The organism is Celeribacter indicus, assembly GCF_000819565.1.
Classification (GTDB): domain Bacteria; phylum Pseudomonadota; class Alphaproteobacteria; order Rhodobacterales; family Rhodobacteraceae; genus Celeribacter; species Celeribacter indicus.
On sequence record NZ_CP004393.1, the window covers coordinates 1,415,658 to 1,434,570 of the forward strand.

Below are 18,913 nucleotides of genomic sequence, written 5' to 3' on the forward strand. Positions count from 1 at the left end.
ATGCTTGCCGCCTCAGCGGAAGCGATAGTTGATCCGACCCTTCGTCAGATCGTAGGGGGTCATTTCGACCTGCACCTTGTCGCCTGCGAGGACGCGGATGCGGTTCTTGCGCATCTTTCCCGCCGTATGCGCGATGATCTCATGGCCGTTTTCCAGCTCGACCCGAAATGTCGCGTTAGGCAGGAGTTCCTTCACGACACCGGGAAATTCGAGCATTTCTTCCTTGGCCATGTTTACTCCTTGGTTACCTTCGCCCATCACTCTGTGGGCGGCTAGTAAATGCGCCTTTGCCGCCGCTTTTTCAAGATGTTTTAGCGCAAAATCGTTCGGGGAAACGCGCGGGGGCCGGTCTCGGTTTCGGTCCAGTGCCCCCGGACGCCGACCTGTCCGCCTTTGCGCGCCCGCTCACGCTCGGCCTCCAGGCCGTTCAGAATCGCAAAGCCGGGTGCGTTGCGCGGTCCTGCGGCGAGCGTGCCGTCGGGCGGCAGGCCCGTGTCGGGCGGACAGAAGACGGCGGCGCGGCCGAGATTCACGTCCACCACCTCGCACTCCGGCACCTCTCCGACGAGCGGGGCCATGGCGACGAGCATCTGCCCCTCGAGTGCGCGGGCGCGGCAGCCGATCTCGACGCGGGAGGCGCCCTGCTCGGTGTCGGTGCAGGAGGGGACGAGCAGGATCTCCGCTCCGGCTTCGGCATAGCTGCGGGCGATCAGGGGGAATTCGCTGTCGTAGCAGATGATCGCCGCGAGCGCGCCGAAGCGCGTCTCGATCAGCGGGGCAGGGCGGCCGGGGCGCAGGCCGAGGGTGCGCTCGTAGGGCGTGGGCATCCGCTTCTCGACGGCGACCTCGCCCTCGGGCGCGCAGAAGAGCGCGCGATTGACGATCCCCTCGCCGTCCCGCGCAAAGCCGGATCCACCCAGAATCGTGGCGCCGGTCTCCGACACGAGGGTGCGGATGCCATCGCAATAGCTGTCGAACGACGCCGCGCCGCGCGCCATCCACTCCGCGGCGGACCCGCCTCCGGCGCCGTGAAAGGCGGCTTCCAGCGCGGCATATTCGGGAAAGACCACGAGCGTGTCGCGATCCGCCCGGATCTGCGCCAGCGCGCTGCGGTAGCGGTCGAGCCATGCGCCGGGACGGTCGTGCCAGACGGGGGCCCATGTGGCCGCGGCGAGCCTCACAGGCGGCGTCCCCAGAACTGGAGCGATTTGCGCGTGGCCTCGGTCTCGTCCACGTCCTTCCAGCGGAACCGCGCCACGACGCCGGCAAGCGGCGCATAGCCGCGCCCGCGCCAGAAGGCGTCATGGCTGCGCGCGCCCTCGGGGCGCAGCGGGTGGTCGTCGGGGCGGATCACGGAACAGAAGGCGCTGTAGCCCAGACCCAGCGCGCGGGCATGGGATTCGCGCGCGTCGAAGAAGGCATGGCCGGCGCCCCGGCCGCGATACTCCGGCAGAAGGACGGATTCGGCGCAGTAGAAGACCTCTTCCATCGGCCAGGGATGTCCCTCGAACGCTTCCGCGAAATCCGCGGCATGTCCGGCGAGGGGCGATCCGGTGGCCGCGCCGACGAGCCTGTCGCCGTCGAAGGCCGCGACGAGCACCGCCGCATCGTTGCCGGCATAGCTCGACATGTAGCGGCGTTCATAGGCGAGATCGCCGTCGTAGATATAGGGCCATTCGCGGAAGACGGTGATGCGCAGCCGCGCGAGATCGTCGAGCGCGCTGTCCACCTCGGCGCCCCGCAGGATCCGGAACCCGAGGCTCATGAGACCTGCGCGACCCAGTCGGCCGCGTTGTAGAAGACGGAGACGCGCGCGATCCGCCCGTCGCGGATCTCGAAGAAGGCGCCGGCGGGCAGGTCGTAGCGCTGTCCCCGCGCCTCGGGACAGCCCTCGGCGGTTTCGAGATATCGGCCAAGCACCCGGAATTCGGCGGCCGCACGCGTGCCGTCGTCGGAGGCAAACAGCACCATCTCGGTGAGCGTCTCCTCATAGGCGCGGTCCATCGCGGCCATGAAGGCGGCGAAGGCCTGCTTGCCCCGTTCGACCGCGCCCTGGTTGATGCGGTGTTCCACCTCCTCGTCGAGGCAGGCGAGCATGCCGGCATGGTCATGGGCGGCGAAGGCGTCGTAATAGCGCTTCAGAAGGGAAAGGCTGTCCTGTCGCGGGTCGTTCATCTGGATCCTTCGTTGGTCTTTGCGGCGCCGAAGCGGTGTGTCATGCGGTCGATGATCTGATCGCGCGCCTTGCGGTAGGCGTCAAGCTTCGCGTCGCGCGTCTCGCCGATGCCGGAGGGATCCATGATCGGCCAGTATTCGACGTCCAGGTGATAGAACCGGGTCAGCTCGAGGGCCTGCCTCTGGGAGGCGGGAGAGAGCGCCACGATCAGGTCATAGGAGGAAATGTCGTCGCCCCATTCCTTCAGGTCGTCGAAGGAGCGCGTCTGGTGCCGGTCGAGTTCGACGCCCATCTCGCCGCAGACCGCGACCGCGAACCCGTCCACGTCCATTTCCGAATGCACGCCCGCCGATTGCACATAGACCTCGGTGCCGTAGAATTTCTTCATCAGCCCTTCGGCCATGGGCGAGCGCACCGAATTGTGGTCACAGCAGAACAGAACCGAATGGGGAAGATCCGCCGCCACCCTGTCAGCCTCCCCAGTGCAGCACGCAGATCAGGGTGAAGAGGCGGCGGGCGGTGTCGATGTCGATCTCGGCCTTGCCCTCGAGCCGCTCCTGCAACACGCGCGCGCCCTCGTTGTGGATGCCGCGCCGGGCCATGTCGATCGCCTCGATCTGCGAGGGGGGCATCGTCTTCACCGCCTCGAAATAGCTTTCGCAGATCTGGAAATAGTCCTTCACCACCTGCCGGAACGGCCCGAGCGAGAGGTGGAATTCGGCGGCCTTGGACTTGTCCTCGTTGGAGAGATCGAACACCAGCCGCCGGTCGCGGATCGCGAGGAGCAGGTTGAACGGTCCTTTCGCGACATCCCGCCCCTCGCGGGCGGGAAGGGAAAAGGAATTGTCCTCGAGCAGGTCGAAGATCGCCACGCGGCGCTCCTGTTCGATCTCGGGCGTCGTGGGGGGAAGGCCCGTGTCGTCAATCTCGATGGCCAGAAGTTTGCTCATGTCGCGCTCGAACGCTCCGAAAGGTCACGTATCCGTGGTGATGTGGTCCCAGTCCCGACCGGACGAGCCGATCAGCCAATTGAACGCATAATGGCGTTCGCAGACAACCCCCGGATCGAGATTCGAGGGGGCGGTGCGGCGGTTGGTCCGTGCGTTGGCACAGGCCCAGCGATAGCGCGCGGTCAGGTCCGCGGCGTCGAGGATCTCCGCGAGCGGCCGCAGCCGCGCCTCCGCCACCAGCCCGTCGCGGCCGAGCCGGCTCATGATCTGTCCCATCGCGGGCACAGGGGCGAGCCCGGCGGGGTAGGGCAGCGCGTCGAGGAGCCGCACCGCCCAGAGCAGGACCTGGACCTCTTCCGAGCGCCAGACGAAGGTCGTGCAGTCCTCCTGCGACGGGGCGGGATCGTCGATGAAGGCGCGCTCCAGCGGGGTGAAGACGTCCTCCGCGCGATATTGCGCGATCACCTTCGCGATGAACCCGTCGTCGCGGGTCTCGGCCTTCACCGCGGCGATCATCGCGCCGAGCGCGCGTTCGACCACTTCCGCCTCCGGGCGTGCGAGCGCGGTCACCCCGTCCCCGACCGGCGGCAGATGCGGATTGACCGGCACGCCCTCCTCGCGCAACCGCGCCTCCGACCGTGCCTTGCGCGCGGCGGCGGGGGCCGTGGCGGTCCTGCGACCGAAGAGGAAAGAGCCGAGCCCCATCGCCTGACCGCCCCGCGCCGCGATCACCGGGCGTTCAGCCGGTCGAGCCGGGCGCGCACGGACAGGCCATGCGCCTCGAGGCTCTCGGACCGCGCAAGGCGTTCCGCCGCCGGGCCGATGGCGGCGAGCGCGGCAGGCGACATCTTCGCAAGCGTGGTGCGCTTGAGGAAATCGAGCACGGACAGGCCCGAGGAAAAGCGCGCCGACCGTGCCGTGGGCAGGACGTGGTTCGGCCCCCCGACATAGTCGCCGATCGCCTCCGGCGTCCAGTTGCCGAGGAAGATCGCGCCGGCATGGGTGATCTTTGCCGAAAGCGCCTCCGGGGCCTCGACGCAGAGTTCGAGATGTTCGGGCGCGAACCGGTCCGACAGCGTGGCCGCCTCGTGGAGATCGCGCACGGTGAGGATCACGCCGAACGCCTCCCAGCTCCGCTTTGCGATGGCGCGGCGTTCCAGCGTCTCGAGGCGGGTTTCCACCGCCCGCGCGACCGCCTCGCCGAAGGCCGCGTCGTCGGTGATCAGGATCGCCTGCGCGCTCTCGTCATGTTCGGCTTGGCTCATCAGGTCGACCGCGATCCAGTCGGGATCGTTGTGCCGGTCTGCGATCACGAGGATTTCCGACGGGCCGGCGATCATGTCGATCCCCACCTTGCCGAAGACGCGCCGTTTGGCGGCGGCGACGAAGGCGTTGCCGGGCCCGGTGATCTTGTCCACGGGCGCGACGGTTTCCGTCCCGTAGGCGAGCGCGGCGATGGCCTGGGCGCCGCCGATACGGTAGATTTCGTCCACTCCGGCGATGCGCGCGGCCATCAGCACGAGCGGGTTCGCCACCCCGTCGGGCGTCGGCACGGTGATCGCGAGGCGCGGCACGCCCGCGACCTTCGCCGGGATCGCGTTCATCAGCACCGAGGACGGATAGGAGGCAAGGCCGCCCGGCACATAGAGCCCCGCCGCCGAAACCGGCGTCCAGCGCCAGCCGAGCGTCGCCCCGTCCGGATCGGTCCAGAGCGCATCTTCCGGCATCTGGCGGACGTGATAGGCGCGGATGCGCTGGGCCGCGAGTTCGAGCGCCTCGCGTTCCTCCGCGGAAACCTGCGCGCAGAGCGCGTCGACCTCCTCCCCGGAAAAGCGCAGCCCCTCCGGGGTGAGCGCGAGCCGGTCGAATTTTTCCGTGAGCTCGAGCACCGCCGCATCGCCGCGCGCGCGCACATCCGCGATGATCGCCGCCACCGCCTCGTCCACATCCGGGCTGTCCTCGCGCTTCATCGTCAGGAGCTGCGCGAAACGGCGTTCGAAATCGGGGTCGGTGGTGGACAGGACATGGGGCATGGCGGTCTCCTTCAGCACGGGCATACCTTGGCTTTTGCCCGCGCTCAAGCGCCGGAACATGTCTTTCGCCCGTGGGATGCGGCAGGAGCGTCCCGCGGGCGAGGGGATGCGCCGCGCCGGCCAGCCTGTCAGTCGAGATCGTGGGCCGGCCTGTGCCGCGACGGGGCGAGATAGGGCCGGGTGACGTCCCGCAGCGTCACGTCGAGCGCCTCGACCTCCAGCGCGATGACGCCGTCTCCGGCGAGGGTGATCTCGATCCGGCCCATGCCGTCGTCGGTGGGCAGGAAGGCCACGGAGAGGATCGACAGCACGATGTCCTTGTCCCCGCTCGGCACATCGAGCGAGCGGGCCGCGGTCACGTCGTCGAAACAGAGCACCGCCTGGACCCGCTCGACCGGACGGCCGCGCCGTTCCGCGGCTTCGAGGTCTTCCCAGCGGAAGCGGTTGATCAGCATCGCGAAGCGCCGCTCGCTCGCCTTGAAGGAGATCTCTCCCATCGGCACCACCGCGTCCTGGCAGAGCGCCGAGAGCACGGTCAGATCCTCCGCGTCCAGCGCCTTCAGTCGCAGCGGGCGATCCCCGCCATCCTCGAACCGAGCATCTTCCACCATCAGGCCTTGATCCTTTCGATATGTGCGCCGATGCCAGATAGTTTCTTTTCGACGAATTCATAGCCCCGGTCGAGGTGATAGACCCGGCTGACCACGGTTTCGCCCTCTGCCGCGAGCCCCGCGAGGATGAGCGACACCGAGGCGCGCAGGTCGGTCGCCATCACCGGCGCCCCCTTCAGCCGCTCGACGCCGTGCACCGTGGCGTGCCCGCCATGAACCTCGATCCGCGCGCCCATCCGCATCAGTTCGGGGGCATGCATGAAGCGGTTCTCGAAAATCGTCTCCTCGAGCACCGAAGTTCCCTCCGCAAGGCAGAGAAGCGCCATCATCTGTGCCTGGAGATCGGTCGGAAATCCGGGGAAGGGTTCGGTCGTCACGTCGACTGCGCGCACCCGGTCGCCCGTGCGCCGCACCGTCAGGCCCCGGTCGCTTTCCGTGACCTCGATCCCGGCCTCCGCGAGCTTTCCGACGAAGCTCTCGACCAGGCCGATCTTGCCGCCGAGGCAGGTCACCTCGCCGCCGCAGATCGCCGGGGCAAGCATGAAGGTGCCGAGCTCGATGCGATCAGTCACGACGGGGTGGGTCGCGCCGTGCAGCCGGTCGACGCCCTGGATCTCGATCCGCGGCGTGCCCTCGCCCTCGATCTGTGCGCCCATCTTCCTCAGGCAGGCGACGAGATCGACGATTTCCGGCTCGCGCGCGGCGTTCTCGAGCACCGATGTGCCCTTGGCGAGGCTCGCCGCCATGACGAAATTCTCCGTCGCCCCCACCGAGGGAAAGCGCATCCGATGCACCGCGCCCCTCAGCCCGCCCGGCGCCTTCGCGTGAAGATAGCCGTCCCGGAGGTCGATCTGCGCCCCGAGCGCCTCCAGCGCCGTGGTGTGCAGGTCCATCGGCCGCGCGCCGATGGCGCAGCCGCCCGGAAGCGACACCACGGCATGGCCGAGCCGTGCGAGAAGCGGTCCGAGCACGAGGTTGGAGGCGCGCATCTTGCGCACGATGTCGTAATCCGCGACGGGGGTGATCTCCCCGTGGCAGGACATCGCCTGCACCTTGCCGTCCTGAAGCGCGGTGACCTCGGCCCCGAGCGAGGCGAGAAGGGCCGTCATCGTCTTGATGTCCGACAGGCGCGGCGCATTGGTCAGCGTCAGCGGCTCATCCGACAGGAGCGTGGCGGGCATCAGCGTCAGACAGGCGTTCTTCGCCCCCGCGATCTCGATATCGCCACGAAGCGGCCCGTTGCCGCGCACAAGGATCGAATCCATCCGCTTGCCTCACTCGTCCTCTTTCCCGCTCTCCCCGGCCGCCTGGCGGGCACGCGCCTGCGCCTTGCGGCGTTGCAGGTTCGCCTTCAGCGCCGCCTTGAGCCGCGCCTCGCGTCCGCCTGCCGCCGCCTTCGCCGCCTTGCGGGAGGGATCGGGTTTCTTGTCCATGGCTCCCATGTAGCCAAAGCGCCCGGTTCCGTCCAGCCTCCGCAGGGCTTTCGCCGCGGCCCGCGCAGGCCCCCGCCCGCCCCGCTCCGGCGGCCTCGCTCCCGGCCCTGCCGGAAAGTTCCGGACGGGACGAGATTTTTCTCAAAAAGGCGCTTGCACCATGCGGCGATCACGTCTAATTAGCCGCCCACGGCGACGGTGATCGAGATCACCCGCAGGGCGCTGCTGTAGCTCAGTGGTAGAGCACTCCCTTGGTAAGGGGGAGCTCTGAGCGGCGAAGGCGCTGAAACTAAAGGGTTCCTCCAGAGCCCGCTTGCATTGGGGTAACGCCCGGGGTAGCTATCTGGAGAAAAGTGTGCTGCTGTAGCTCAGTGGTAGAGCACTCCCTTGGTAAGGGAGAGGTCGACAGTTCAATCCTGTCCAGCAGCACCATCCTTCCCCAGAAAATCAAGCGGTTAGGCGGATCGGATGTGTGGTGTAGGCCGTTACCCTTCGTTACCCCTGCTGGAATCATCCCCATCCCAACCAGCCATTCCCGGTGGAGGCACCCTATCTCCTCTCCAAGTCATGGCCGACGATGGATCGCAAGAGTTCATACACTTCGACACGACTGGAACTCGCAGATGCAGAGCGAAGCAGCTTGTCAAAATTTACCAGCAAGGCGGAGTTCCTGCGGGGATTCAGCAGCAGACAATCAGACCACACGTCCAGCTCGCCTTCGATGGACGAGGCATACTTCAGGACCCAGTACATCAGGACCTGCCGGAAGTCGCCCGAAACAAAGTTCCGGTCCGTATGTTTCACCTCGATCAGAATGCTTCCTAGGGAGAAATCCGCCGCCCCGGTTGCGATCCACCCCATCCCCGGGATCGCCGGGCTGGCCTCCAGCTTGAATTTGGGGTGCTGCTCCTGCACACCCCGCAGCATCACGACAAGGTTTTGAGCCGAGTGCTCTGCAACCTGCTTGTCACATTCAGCTATAGCCGCCGGCACCTTGGCATCATAGTGCCTGCCCTGCCGCTTCGCTGCGACCCGCAAACAGTCGTCCCAATCAGGTTCCGGCTTCCCGGAAAGGAGGCGCTCCGCACGGACGATGGCCAATTCAAACAGCATCGCCTTCTGAAGGGCGCTCTGCGCGACCAGCTCGTCAGGAACAGCAGCTAAGCCTTCAAATGTGAAAGCTCTCCGGTTGAGGGATGCCACGAGCCCGCCGCTCAGGCGTGGGAACAGCACATCCAGAACCCCAGGGATGTCCCGCGCAACGGTTCGTGGGTCCCGAAAAGGGAGCCGCCTAAGCGCCATTTTCTGACCACTTCACAAAACAGCCTGCGAACGTAGGCCCGTTGTTAGGTTCAAAGCCAAGACGCCATGCTTGTCCGAGCGAACGGCGAAGCTGATACCTTGTCTTCTCACCTTCCTCACCGAAATCTCCCGCCGCCAACCAAAACATGCGCTGTTCATCTGGGCTCAGGTTCTGCCACTGGTTTCTCAGGCGGTTAAAGCTCGCCCTGTCGGGCCATTGGCGCCAGCAATCAATGCAAGCGCGCTTTACAGCAGGAGAAGAACTGTTGTCGAATACGCGCCGGACATATGCCCCCCTCGCATCTGTTCGTGCAAAGCGTATCGCGCGCAGATAGTGCAAGTTGTTCGCCTCTGGCATCAGGAGGTGCGGTGCTGACTGCGGCACTTGGTCAAGAAGATCGTCAATCTGCTTGAACACGGCTGCAAAATCAGCGTTCGCTCGAACCGAGTAGACACCACGCATTATCTTGGACCACGAGGCCCGGAATGAATCCAAGTTCTTTGGATCCAGCAGTGTGGCACACAATTGAGCAGCGACCTTTGGCTCTTGGAACTTCAAGGCGCGACCGATCTGCGCAAGAACGAAACTGTCAGGCTGCGACTTCTCCTTTTCAAGGTCGAGCAGGAACTGGACATCTATGTCATCAAATGACTTCTTTAACTGTTCATACTCCGTGTTAGCCGCATCCGAGTAAGGATCGAAGTGCAAATCAAGTTCGCGCAGGGCAACGCTCGCGTCCTCACCATCCCCCAACTGTGCAGCCACATAGTCCGAGTAGTGCTTGGCACTCAAAATGGTCGTCTTGGTTCTATTCAGCGAAAGTCCATAGTCAGCAAGCGCGTGGGACAGGACCGAAAGCGCCTTGTATGCATCGTGCTGGGAACTGCATATCAAAGTGAAGTCGTCAACGTAACGATGCCATACGATGCCAGCGTCTGAAAGCGACCTGTCAATTGGCGTCATCATCACTTCTGCCAAGATACGCGCGCATTGGCCGCCGACAGGAAGTCCGAAGGACCGGCCAGCCGCAAGTTTGCTTAGGATGCGGTCAACCTGCACCGCAACCGTCGAGTTTGCAGCGCCTAGATCGCGGATGACATTCTCAAGCCGGTGATGGTAGATGTGTTCATAGAAGCTCGAAATGTCTGTCTGCACTACAACAGTGCCAGCCGCTTTCAGTGCTTCCTCCGCAAGCGTGGCCTCTTTGTAGGTTCGCCAAGACCTTGTTCTGTCGAAGTAGGAGAGAGCTTCTCCACCCAGCCTGTAGGAGTGTGCCCTCGGACTGCGGTTCGGCTCGTTTGCCTCAGCAATAGCAATGCCGAGTCCATTCAAATAAAGATTCCAAAAAGGGTGAATTCTTGTGGTTATCCTAAATCCATGGGAACCCGAGGGAGTCAGCAAGCGCTCAGATCCAATCGTCAGCTCATTCACATAAGCAGCCGCATTTTTCTGATTTTTCGCATTTATTGCTTCAAACAGACTAAAGCAAATAACTGAGAAATCTTCGGCCCGATCTCGAATGAAGGCGGCGTCAATATCGTAAGGTAAGGTATCGTTCTCGCCGCTCTGCCCTATTTCCAGTGCGGCTCGTCTAAAGTGATCTTGGGAAACGTGCAAAGCATTGCCCTCATTGCTGCATCAGAACTTGCAGCCTACGCAGCAGCGTGTTCTTTCCGCAATCATTGCAAGAGTATAGGGAGAAAGTCTAGAGTGACGGCCTGCGCGAAGCCGCGATCTTGACCGCCGGGCTGCCTGTGACCTCCCCACAATATTTCATACCCCGAAAGGGCTTTTCGAGTGTCCCAAAGGGGGGCCCAAGGAAACTGGGCTCACGATCAGATCAGGAATGCCCCCCGTTTCCGGTCGATTTCGGGGTAGCCTCCTATCCCATTTGCTCAAGACACTGGCGTAGAGTAGGGTTCGCCTAGGGCTGACGAAAGCGTTGGTCCTGGGGCGTCGTAACCCCGCCGCAAGCGGCTGGTGCTGGCCGCAACAAGCACCTCCTCAGCCTATGGCCGGGGAGGCTGCGACGTATGTCCAGGGCTCCGGCCTAAAGGTCGTGGCGGTCGTCTTGCGGCGGCTTACGAACTCCCCGGTCACCAGAGCAATGCTTTGGTGACCATTTCGGGTCAATATCTCTGGGGAGTAATCAAATGGTCATCATCACTAATATTCTTGCGGCTCTTACGATTGCCGCGTTCGTCGGGCTGTTCTTCAAACGCATTCGGAAGCGAGCTGCGCTTGTGCTCGCGGTTTCGTTCGTGGCTGGCGCAGTCGCTCAGGGTATCGAGACCGCCAGATTGGACAAAGAAGCACAGGCGGCAGGCTTCATGGACCACAAAGATTTCTTAGCAGCCGAAGATGCCGATGTGGAATCGCCCGAGGAATGGCAGACAGTGCGGTCCGAGCGGGACGCGGAGGAACATAGTCGTGCTGAACAGGCGCGCTTGGCGGAAGAATGTAGCGACCGTCATTCGGCGGAAGCCTTCGTGATGTCACAACGCCCCGTCAAGGCGGCCCTGCGGGCTCCCGCGACGGCAGATTTTCCAAGCATCAACACGGTTACGGTCACGCGGGCAGAGGGCTGCCGCTACGTCGTCAACGGCTATGTCGACGCCCAGAACGGCTTCGGCGCTCAAATCAGGACCAGCTACCGGGCGGTTATGCAGCGCGATCCTGACAACGGTTCTTGGAGCGTCGTCGAACTCGACATGTAGTGCTCCTAGTGCAAGACCGGCTCGCGCAGGCGCAGCCAGCCTAGGTCGGTCGTGGCGCAGAACCAGCCGAAGGCCCGGACCACCTTGTGGTCGTGCTGGCGGATCAGGTGCGGCGTGGCCGCGTCGGGATCGCGCACGGCATCGACCCAGACGGCGCGGCGGTCGCATCCGACCTGCCGGGACAGCATCCCGACCAAGCCCCCGAGGGTGCCGCGCGGCACACCGTAGAGGCGCGCGAAGCGCTCCACATCCGAGGGTGTGGGCCAGCCGTCAGGGTTGGCCTCCTCCGCCCGGGAGACAAGCGCCGCGTGGGCCTGCCGGAGGCGGCGCGGGAACAGCGCCGGGTAGGCGTCTGCGATCCGCTGCGACCAGACCAGATCCATCACACCCCCTCCACCGGCTCGCGCGCGTTCTTCGCAATGTCACGCTCGGCCAGAGCCTGCGAAATGCGCGCCGTGGCGTTGCGGCGGCCCGATGCGAACTCGCGGTCGGCATTCAGGGCGCGCTGCTGCGCCTGCTTCACCGAGGCAATGGCCGCACGGGCCTGCCGCACATCGTCACCGATCAGACGCTCGGCCAGCTCCCCGGGCGAGACGGCGCGGCCCTTGTGCGGCATCCGGTCAAGGAGCGCGGCCACGGCAGCGCCAAGCACCCGGTCTTCGGTCGCCACGGCCAGCACTGCCGCCGTCTTCAGCTCCGCCGGGCCAGCGCCAGAGAGCTGCGCCATGTGGTTCGTGCGCTTGTCGCTGCCGATCCCGGCGCGGGCAAGGGCGACCACGGGCGAGGTCCACAGCGCCTCCGAAGCAGAGAGGCCCGAGGCCAGCGCGTCGAGCTGACGCAGGATCGCCCAGCGGTCATCGTCGGACAGCTTGCGCACGTCATTGCGTGCCTTCACGCCCATCTTGCGTCCGGCGTTCTCGGCATCGAGCTTGTCGAACCCTGCGCGGCGGGCGCTGTCGGCGGCGTCCTGTACCTGCTTCTGGATCGCGGCTTCCAGCCGGTCGATCAGGGCGCGGTGCTTCTCCTCAAGGCGGGTCGCGGTTGCGACGGCCTCGGCCAGCTCGGGCAGGCCAAAGAGGGTGCCTGCCGGCGGCAGGGTCGGAGGATTGTCGTCTCGGGAAATCGTTGCGGTCATTTGTCAGTCCTCTCAAGTTTGGGCCGACGCGCCGCCACTGCGCAGTCAGGGTCGCCATCGCCCCATTTCCTGCGAACAACTATAACGTGTGTCTCTGGGGCGTCAGAGCGCTATTCGTTGTTGCCTAAGCCCAGAAGGCGAACTGCGGATCACCGGCCTTGCCAGGGTTCGCGCGGCGGGTCTTGGCCGAATGGTCCGGCAAGTGCGGTTCGGGGTCCTCAGCCACCATCGCCACGGCATACCCGACCACCACCGGCGGCGCGTCGGTCACGAGCGCGGCCACCGGACGCGGGCCATTGGCCCCTACCCAAGCAGGGTCGAAGCGGGCCGCGTAGCCCAGCCGGAGCAGCAGCCCGGCGGCGTTCGCATAGACGGTGGCGCGATCTTCGGACACCTAGTCGCCCCGCTTGGTCTCGGGGTCCAGAACCGCCTCAATTGCGCACTGGCCGGGGACGCGCTCTACCGCGTCGGGCCGGATCGGGCTGGCATACCGACCCGCCTGCCGCTCGGCCTCAAGGAACTCCTCCATCGTCATCTTGTTCGGCACCAGCAAGACGCCGCCGGTGTCGATCTTCACGTTCACCCCGACCTGCTCGCCCTCGCGGTATCCGTGCCGGGTCTTCAACAGGAACATCGCCGGCACGTATTGGCCCGCCATAGCCTGCTCATGCAGGATGCCCACCAGCTTGTCGTGTTCGACGGCGCGGCCACGGTCGATTGCCTCCTGCACGGCAGGGTCGCGGTTCTTGGCAGCACGGAAGGCATCTTTGCCCATCCGCAGGGCCTTGGCCATCGTCGCCTCGGCAACGCCCCGGGCGGCCAGCTCCTCCACGATCTTCAAGCCGCGCCGCCCGATGCGGTAGGCAGGGCCGCCGGGGCTGCCATCCGAGACGCGGCGCGCGATTGCGTCAAACCTTTCCTCATCCATGTTCCATCTCCTTGTCGAACTCTTGGCAAACGCGCTGGCTCAGCCCCTTGCCGCATTTCAGGTTCCGCGCGATCCGGTCCATCCCCATCCCGTCCGCGCGAAGGGCGCGAATTGCGTCGATCAGCGCGTCAGAGGCCGGGGCGCGACCGATCTGCTTGCCGCGCGCCCGGGCGCGGGCCATCCCGGCTTTCGTGCGCTCCACGATCATCGCCCGCTCGAACTCGGCAAACACGCCCGACATCTGCAACAGGGCGCGGCCCGCCGGTGTCGAGGTGTCGAGCGCCTGCTGTTCCAGAAAGAGGTCGCAGCCGACGCTGCGCAGCGTCTCGAACAGGTCCACCAGATCGCGCAGGGATCGCCCGAGGCGCGATACATCCCACGCCATCACCACGTCGAACCGGCGGCGTGCGGCGTCCTTCATCATCGCGTCCAGCCCGGGCCGCGCGCGGCTGGCGCCGGATGCCGTCTCGACATATTCGCACACAACCGCCCAGCCCGCGCGCTCCGCCACCTCTCGCAGGCGGATAAGCTGGTTTTCGGGCGTCTGTTCGCCGGTCGATACCCGGGCGTAGATCGCGGCGCGGCGCGGGGGTGTTTTCGGGCAGTCCATTGTTGTTGCTCCATTTCTTTGCTCAACCATAGGCAGAACATACCGCGAACACAGTTGGGCCGTCTATCTGAAATCACCCTGCGCCGGTCGGTCTGGGGGTGGCCTTCGGGGCGGGGATAGACACCCGCGACTATGGGCTTTCAGGCTGTCAGATCGCGCGACCCTTACGGGGTGGCCATTGCCCAGCAAGATCGGGCAAAGGGGATCGGCGCGGCGGATCGCGAACCGCGACACCAAGGCCAGCCCGGCGGGGCGCGGAATCGGGCGTGGCCTTTTTGGAGCGGCGCACAACGCGGGTTTCGGTGTTTCACCAATGGGCCATCCGGCCATCTCAGGGGTTTCAGGGGTTTCAGGGCTTTCTTCCCCCCGGCGCGGAGGATTCACAGAGGTGAACAGTAAATCCCGGTATCCGTAAGTCGCGGAGCCCGGCAGAGCCCCCCGGATACGCTTCAAAGGAAGCGCCGTGCGCGGCGGGGGGTAGGAAACCCCCGGAACCCCTGAAACCCCGCCGTCAGCCACCGACCACCTCCAGCCGGTAGGCGAGCATGTTGTCCTCGCGCCCCACCGCCACGATCCGCCGCCCCCGGATCACGCGCCCCTTCACCTTCTTGAGATACCAGCCGACCGTCTTGGGGCTCGCCCCCCTCGGGCACGCGGCGTCTAGTGCCAGCATGAGGCCATCCCCACCGGGCCGCGTGGCGGCCTCCTCGCCCGCCCGCCGGACCAGCTCGCCCGCCGTCACCACGACGCCGACGCCAATCAGGTCCTCCCAAGCCTCGATCAGGCTCGAAAGCTCCTCGCGCACTGAGTCCACCGCCGCCACCTCGGCGCGGGTGTCGCAGGGGTCGGCTTCACCACACCAGACCAGCGCGCCGCGCACGAGGTCGGACCAGTCCTCGAAGCTGCCGAAGGGCGTCAGCCTGTCGAGCCCGGGGCGTCCGGCCACCACGAATGCGCGCAGCACCGTCAGCGCCGCCGGGACCAGCGCACCGCGCCGCCTCGGCACCTCCACCTTGAGGTCCACGTCAAAGGGGCGCTCCTCGGGGTTCTCCATGCCCGCGTCCATCGTGCAGAGGATCGCGCGTCGGCTCATGTCCTCGCGGAACTCAAGGTTGTTGCCGTTCGCCAGCCACAGCGTCCGCGTCGAGACGTGGCCCTGGTCGTTGCCGCCCAGCAGCCGGTCCTGCCACGTCTCCTGCGTCAGGATCGAACACATCCGCGCGCCCGACATGGGGCGGTCGATGTTGTCGATCACCACCACGGGGTCGCCCTGCATCAGGATCGACATGAGGCGCTTGCGCTCCTCCTCCCCGTCGCCGTCGCTGGTCTGGTTCAGGACGGTGGCGGGCCGTCCCATCGCCATCATCGCCACTGAGTCGGTCAGCAGGCTCTTGCCGGTGCCGCGCGTCGGCGCGGTGAAGCCGTGCATGGGGGCCGTGCGCAGGGACCGGCGACACACCGCCGTCAGCATCGCGGACAGGGCCACCGAGCGCGAGGCGTCGTCCACGAACGGGAAGCCCGCAAGGACCCACTTGAGCTTGTCGAGCGCCGACATGGCATCCGCGCGCGTCGGCTCCCCCGGCACGGGGTCGAAGGTCGCGCCGCCGGTGTCAAGGATCAGGCCCGTGGCCCGGTCATACCCGTCCTCAGACAGGATGGTGCCGTCAGGTCGCAGCGTCGGGCACTCCACGATGCCACGCAGGACCGGCAGCCGCCCGCCGCCCTCCCGCACCCTCTGGATGTAGGCCAGCGCCATCGACACGGGCGGGCCGACAGGCTTGTCCTCTGTGCCCTCCTTGGTCTCGACCACCTTCACGAAGTTTGCCACGCGGGTCATCAGGTCGCGGAGGCTGTGGGGCTGCACGTCGCGCACGACAAGCGCGCCCTCCTGCCGCACAATGGCACCACCGTCCTCGCCCTCGGGCTCATCGAGCCTGACGGCCCGGACCAGCCGCCCCATCTGCTGGTAGATCGGCAGTCCAGCGCTGAGCATCGCGGCCTCCGCCGCGTCCTGCGTCTCGTGCAGCCGGTTCTCCGACAACACCACCCGGGTCCGCCCGTCCTCGCGCGGGGCGATGCCCAGCCAGAGCCGGAACCGCTTTCCTACCGCCTCAGGCAGGCCCAGCATCTCGACCACGCGCGGGATGCCCGTCGCGGCCTCGTCTGCCTCAACCTTGGCGGCTGTCTGCCCGGCCTTCCGGCGCTTGCCCGCCTCCTCGTCGCCAGCGACCTCAGCCACCCGGACAACGCACCTGTCCGCCTCATCGGGGGAGAGGCCAGCCGCCAGCAGCGCGCCCGCGAGCGCCATGCAGAAGTCATCGCGCGAGCCCTGCGCGGGGTAGAACCGCGCCACCACCGACAGGAAGGCCAGCAGCCCGGCCCGCTGGTAGATGCCCTTGGCCGTGTCCTCAAGCAGGGCACTGTCGCGCTCCCATGTCACGGCCTCGCCGCTTGGGTGGATCGAAGGCGGGGCCATCGTGTGGCCGCTCGCCCTGACCTCCAAGACGCACACGGCGTGTTCGTCCGGCAGGCCCTCCACGCCCTTGAGCTCCGGCATGTCGAACTTCTTGGACGCCACCGCATCCGAGCCGCGCAACAGGTAGTGCGACCCGCGCGCGCCCTCGCGCCCGAACCGGGCGAAGCGGTCCAGCAGCAGGCCCCCGAGCCGCCGCGCCTCCGGCCAGTCAAGGTCGAAGTCCACCAGCCCGCCGTGGTCCGGCCCGAGGCGGAGCCCGAGGTTGTAGCCGCCGTGGTCGATCAGCCGCGCCGCGTTGTCGGCGGTGATGGCGTTGGCGTCGTGCTTGCCGAGGGGCTTCTTGCTCTTGGGGCCAAGCCGGATCGGAGACAGGCCACGCGCAAGGTAGCTCTGCGCGGCTGACAACAACGAATTTCTGTCGGTCCCGGTGGGGGTTTCGGCTATACTATCCCCGGAAGTGGTGTGATGATGCCTGTCTTCCGCGCCCCCGGCTCGCTGTCCAGCGCCGGGGGCGTCCTCTTTGAAGTCACTCATTCCGCCGCCCTCGCCTCCGCGCGGGCCGCGACCCACTCCCCGACCTCGCGCTCAAGCCACGCGACCTTGTTGGCGCAGAGGCGGAGCTGGCGGGGGAAGTGCCCCTGCCGGATCAGCTTGTAGATGGTGGGCTTGGAGAGGCGGGTGCGCACGGCAACCTCCTCTATCGTCAGCAGTGTGTCGGCCATCGGTTTATCCCCGGATATGTCGCTATCTGGGGAGAGACTAGCGGGGCCTAAGTGCCTCGGCAGTCTCGCTAATGGGGGCGGCTTCTGGCGACCATTGGCGCTACGCCCTCAGCCGGGCTTCGATTGTCTGGAGGAGCTTCTCCCGGTCGGGGCGGCGCATCCCGGACGCGCGGGCTACCGCCTCGGGCGACATGACGGCGACCACCGCCTCCGCGACGAAGGCGAGGAAGGGTCCGGGCTCGCGGTTGTCCGCTTGGTCGCGCCACACGTTCACCTTGGGGGCCTCGTTCCCCCGGTCACGCCAGACCGCCACCGCCTCCGCCACGGCGAGGTTGAACCCGAGGTCCCGGTGACGGTTGCCGCCCGTGCTCTTGCCCGCCTCCACGGCCCGGTGAGCGGCTAGCCCCACGTCAAGGTCGTGCGGGTCAACCGCAAGCTCCGCGTCATCGCCCCCGGAGGCGAGCCGCGCCAGCTCGAACGAAACCGCCGCGCGCTCCTCCACGTCCATCTTGTCCCACACCCGCATCAGCGCGCGCAGCGCGTCCCGCTCGCCCCTTGTCTTGTCGAGGGCCATCCGCTCGAACGCGGCGTTGCTGGCGCTTTCGTATGCCCGCCGGATGCGCCCGGCTTCTTCGTCGGTCAGGCCCACTGCGCACCCCACAGTTCCAGCGCCGCGCGCTTCTCGGTCAGGTAGCTGTAGCGGTTGTAGGTCCCCGCCACCCCCTCGATGGCGTGGCCGAGGACCCGCTCGATGTGTTCCTGCGGGATGCCGAGCCGCGCCATGTGGGTCGCGGCGGATCGCCGGAGGTCGTGCAGCGTCCAGTCCTCCACCTTCGACAGCCGGTCCAGCCGGGCCTTGGCCTTGGAGAAGCCCGAGACGGGCCGCTTGCCGCCGGTGGTGGAGAGGAGGAAGTCGCCCCCGTTCCACTTCGGCAGGGCCTCCACCAGCGCCAGCGCCGGGGCGGAAAGCGGCACCACCTGCGGGCGGTCGGTCTTGTAGTGGCTTCCCGGGACCTCGAACGCCCGCTGGTCGGGCAGCAGCCAGCCGCGCTCAAGGTTCGCCACCTCCGCGCGGCGCTGCGCCGTCAGGATCAGCAGCCGGACCATCGGCCCGAACGGGTAGCCCATCTCGCCCGCCGCGCCCCAGACCGCCCTCAGCTCGTCCATCGACAGGACCCGCTCGCGCGGCGCGTAGGTCAGCTCGGGGCGGCGCATCCCGGCGACGGGGCTGGCGGCGAGGAGCCCCCGGTCAACCGCCCAGTTGAACAGCTTCGTGATGTGCTTGCGGACCTCGCGCGCGGCCCCGGTCCCATGCTCCATCGTTACCTCGTCCAGAAGCTCGTGCGCCGCCGCCCGGTCGATCCCGTCGATGGGTCTCCCGCGCCACGCGGGGACCGCGTAGGTGTTCAGCAGCCGCTCGGTGTCGCGCCACTTCTGGGTGTGGGCCTTGGCGTGCAGCTCAACGAAGCGCTTGCAGATCACCTCGAAGACCCGCTCCCCCTTCTGGCGCAGCTCGTCCTTGCGGAGGTCCGCCGGGTCGTCGCCCCGGTCGGCAAGCTCCAGCGCCTCCCGCGCCCGCTCTCGCGCCGCCTTCAGGTCAATCAGGGGGTAGGCCCCGAGGGTCATCCGGCGCAGCGGCCCCCGGTTCCCGCCGGTCCCCCGGCCCGCGACCCGGTACATCACCGACCAGCTCTTCTTGCCGCCCTCGGTCACGCGCAGGGCGAGCCCCGGGGTCAGGGCGTCGAACACCTCCAGCCGCCGCCCGGCCTCGGGCGCGATCTTGGACACGGCCATCTCAGTCAGCTTCTTCTTCATCGCA

At 66.6% G+C, this 18,913-nt stretch carries 23 protein-coding genes and 1 tRNA gene; 2 read left to right on the plus strand and 22 right to left on the minus strand.

Going from position 1 to position 18,913, the window contains the following annotated elements; translation table 11 throughout:
* Positions 1–12: 12 nt before the first annotated feature.
* From infA to P73_RS26170, 11 genes are all read right to left on the minus strand, one after another.
* Complete coding sequence (gene infA, locus P73_RS07160) at positions 13–231, minus strand: translation initiation factor IF-1 (RefSeq protein ID WP_043869071.1); 219 nt, start codon at positions 229–231, stop codon at positions 13–15.
* A gap of 80 nt (positions 232–311) precedes the next feature.
* Positions 312–1,181: a nitrilase-related carbon-nitrogen hydrolase gene (locus tag P73_RS07165; RefSeq protein ID WP_052453087.1), complete on the minus strand. Its 870-nt coding sequence runs from the start codon at positions 1,179–1,181 to the stop codon at positions 312–314.
* On the minus strand, positions 1,178–1,765 hold the full coding sequence (locus P73_RS07170; protein WP_043869072.1) for a GNAT family N-acetyltransferase: 588 nt from the start codon (positions 1,763–1,765) through the stop codon (positions 1,178–1,180). The genes P73_RS07165 and P73_RS07170 overlap by 4 nt, the downstream gene beginning before the upstream one ends.
* Entirely contained in the window at positions 1,762–2,175 is a 414-nt protein-coding gene (locus tag P73_RS07175; RefSeq protein WP_043869073.1) for a ketosteroid isomerase-related protein, read from the minus strand. Before P73_RS07175 ends, P73_RS07170 begins: the two co-directional genes overlap by 4 nt.
* A complete protein-coding gene (locus tag P73_RS07180) occupies positions 2,172–2,579 on the minus strand; it encodes an arsenate-mycothiol transferase ArsC (RefSeq protein WP_052453542.1) in 408 nt (135 codons plus the stop codon). Before P73_RS07180 ends, P73_RS07175 begins: the two co-directional genes overlap by 4 nt.
* A 67-nt stretch (positions 2,580–2,646) precedes the next feature.
* Positions 2,647–3,126, minus strand: coding sequence for a UPF0262 family protein (locus P73_RS07185; RefSeq protein ID WP_043869075.1), 480 nt, complete (start codon positions 3,124–3,126; stop codon positions 2,647–2,649).
* Positions 3,127–3,150: 24 nt separating this feature from the next.
* Positions 3,151–3,831 carry a DUF4272 domain-containing protein gene (locus tag P73_RS07190; protein ID WP_043871469.1) on the minus strand — a complete coding sequence of 227 codons (681 nt, stop codon included), beginning with the start codon at positions 3,829–3,831 and terminating at the stop codon, positions 3,151–3,153.
* Between the two features lie 23 nt (positions 3,832–3,854).
* Positions 3,855–5,159, minus strand: coding sequence for a histidinol dehydrogenase (gene hisD, locus P73_RS07195; RefSeq protein WP_043871470.1), 1,305 nt, complete (start codon positions 5,157–5,159; stop codon positions 3,855–3,857).
* A 128-nt stretch (positions 5,160–5,287) separates the two neighbouring features.
* Positions 5,288–5,770 (minus strand): DUF2948 family protein, encoded by a 483-nt coding sequence (locus tag P73_RS07200; protein ID WP_174446906.1) that lies wholly within the window; start codon positions 5,768–5,770, stop codon positions 5,288–5,290.
* The gene (murA, locus tag P73_RS07205) at positions 5,770–7,035 is read right to left on the minus strand and encodes a UDP-N-acetylglucosamine 1-carboxyvinyltransferase (RefSeq protein WP_043869076.1); all 1,266 of its coding nucleotides are present in this window, start codon (positions 7,033–7,035) and stop codon (positions 5,770–5,772) included. Before murA ends, P73_RS07200 begins: the two co-directional genes overlap by 1 nt.
* A gap of 9 nt (positions 7,036–7,044) precedes the next feature.
* On the minus strand, positions 7,045–7,203 hold the full coding sequence (locus tag P73_RS26170) for a hypothetical protein (RefSeq protein WP_169747679.1): 159 nt from the start codon (positions 7,201–7,203) through the stop codon (positions 7,045–7,047).
* A 357-nt stretch (positions 7,204–7,560) separates the two neighbouring features.
* Between P73_RS26170 and P73_RS07210 the strand changes: the two genes are divergently transcribed.
* Positions 7,561–7,635 (plus strand) — tRNA-Thr (locus P73_RS07210).
* Between the two features lie 117 nt (positions 7,636–7,752).
* Here P73_RS07210 and P73_RS07215 read toward each other — a convergent pair.
* Together P73_RS07215 and P73_RS07220 are read right to left on the minus strand one after the other, a co-directional pair.
* Positions 7,753–8,406 carry a hypothetical protein gene (locus P73_RS07215; protein ID WP_245629246.1) on the minus strand — a complete coding sequence of 218 codons (654 nt, stop codon included), beginning with the start codon at positions 8,404–8,406 and terminating at the stop codon, positions 7,753–7,755.
* A gap of 88 nt (positions 8,407–8,494) precedes the next feature.
* Complete coding sequence (locus tag P73_RS07220) at positions 8,495–10,123, minus strand: RNA-directed DNA polymerase (RefSeq protein ID WP_043869078.1); 1,629 nt, start codon at positions 10,121–10,123, stop codon at positions 8,495–8,497.
* Positions 10,124–10,659: 536 nt separating this feature from the next.
* Here P73_RS07220 and P73_RS24300 point away from each other — a divergent pair.
* A complete protein-coding gene (locus tag P73_RS24300; RefSeq protein WP_052453089.1) occupies positions 10,660–11,223 on the plus strand; it encodes a hypothetical protein in 564 nt (187 codons plus the stop codon).
* Between the two features lie 5 nt (positions 11,224–11,228).
* Here P73_RS24300 and P73_RS07230 read toward each other — a convergent pair whose 3' ends face one another.
* From P73_RS07230 to P73_RS07270, 9 genes are all read right to left on the minus strand, one after another.
* The gene (locus P73_RS07230) at positions 11,229–11,606 is read right to left on the minus strand and encodes a hypothetical protein (protein WP_043869079.1); all 378 of its coding nucleotides are present in this window, start codon (positions 11,604–11,606) and stop codon (positions 11,229–11,231) included.
* Complete coding sequence (locus P73_RS24305; RefSeq protein WP_052453090.1) at positions 11,606–12,358, minus strand: hypothetical protein; 753 nt, start codon at positions 12,356–12,358, stop codon at positions 11,606–11,608. Before P73_RS24305 ends, P73_RS07230 begins: the two co-directional genes overlap by 1 nt.
* A gap of 124 nt (positions 12,359–12,482) precedes the next feature.
* The gene (locus P73_RS07240) at positions 12,483–12,752 is read right to left on the minus strand and encodes a hypothetical protein (RefSeq protein ID WP_043869080.1); all 270 of its coding nucleotides are present in this window, start codon (positions 12,750–12,752) and stop codon (positions 12,483–12,485) included.
* Positions 12,753–13,286: a hypothetical protein gene (locus tag P73_RS07245; RefSeq protein WP_043869081.1), complete on the minus strand. Its 534-nt coding sequence runs from the start codon at positions 13,284–13,286 to the stop codon at positions 12,753–12,755.
* Positions 13,279–13,896 (minus strand): recombinase family protein, encoded by a 618-nt coding sequence (locus P73_RS07250; protein WP_043869082.1) that lies wholly within the window; start codon positions 13,894–13,896, stop codon positions 13,279–13,281. Before P73_RS07250 ends, P73_RS07245 begins: the two co-directional genes overlap by 8 nt.
* Positions 13,897–14,407: 511 nt before the next feature.
* Positions 14,408–16,777 carry a bifunctional DNA primase/polymerase gene (locus P73_RS07255; protein WP_043869083.1) on the minus strand — a complete coding sequence of 790 codons (2,370 nt, stop codon included), beginning with the start codon at positions 16,775–16,777 and terminating at the stop codon, positions 14,408–14,410.
* A 125-nt stretch (positions 16,778–16,902) separates the two neighbouring features.
* Positions 16,903–17,094: a helix-turn-helix transcriptional regulator gene (locus P73_RS07260; protein ID WP_043869084.1), complete on the minus strand. Its 192-nt coding sequence runs from the start codon at positions 17,092–17,094 to the stop codon at positions 16,903–16,905.
* Positions 17,095–17,194: 100 nt separating this feature from the next.
* Complete coding sequence (locus P73_RS07265) at positions 17,195–17,755, minus strand: hypothetical protein (protein ID WP_043869085.1); 561 nt, start codon at positions 17,753–17,755, stop codon at positions 17,195–17,197.
* Positions 17,734–18,909 carry a tyrosine-type recombinase/integrase gene (locus P73_RS07270; protein ID WP_052453091.1) on the minus strand — a complete coding sequence of 392 codons (1,176 nt, stop codon included), beginning with the start codon at positions 18,907–18,909 and terminating at the stop codon, positions 17,734–17,736. The genes P73_RS07265 and P73_RS07270 overlap by 22 nt, the downstream gene beginning before the upstream one ends.
* Positions 18,910–18,913: the final 4 nt, after the last annotated feature.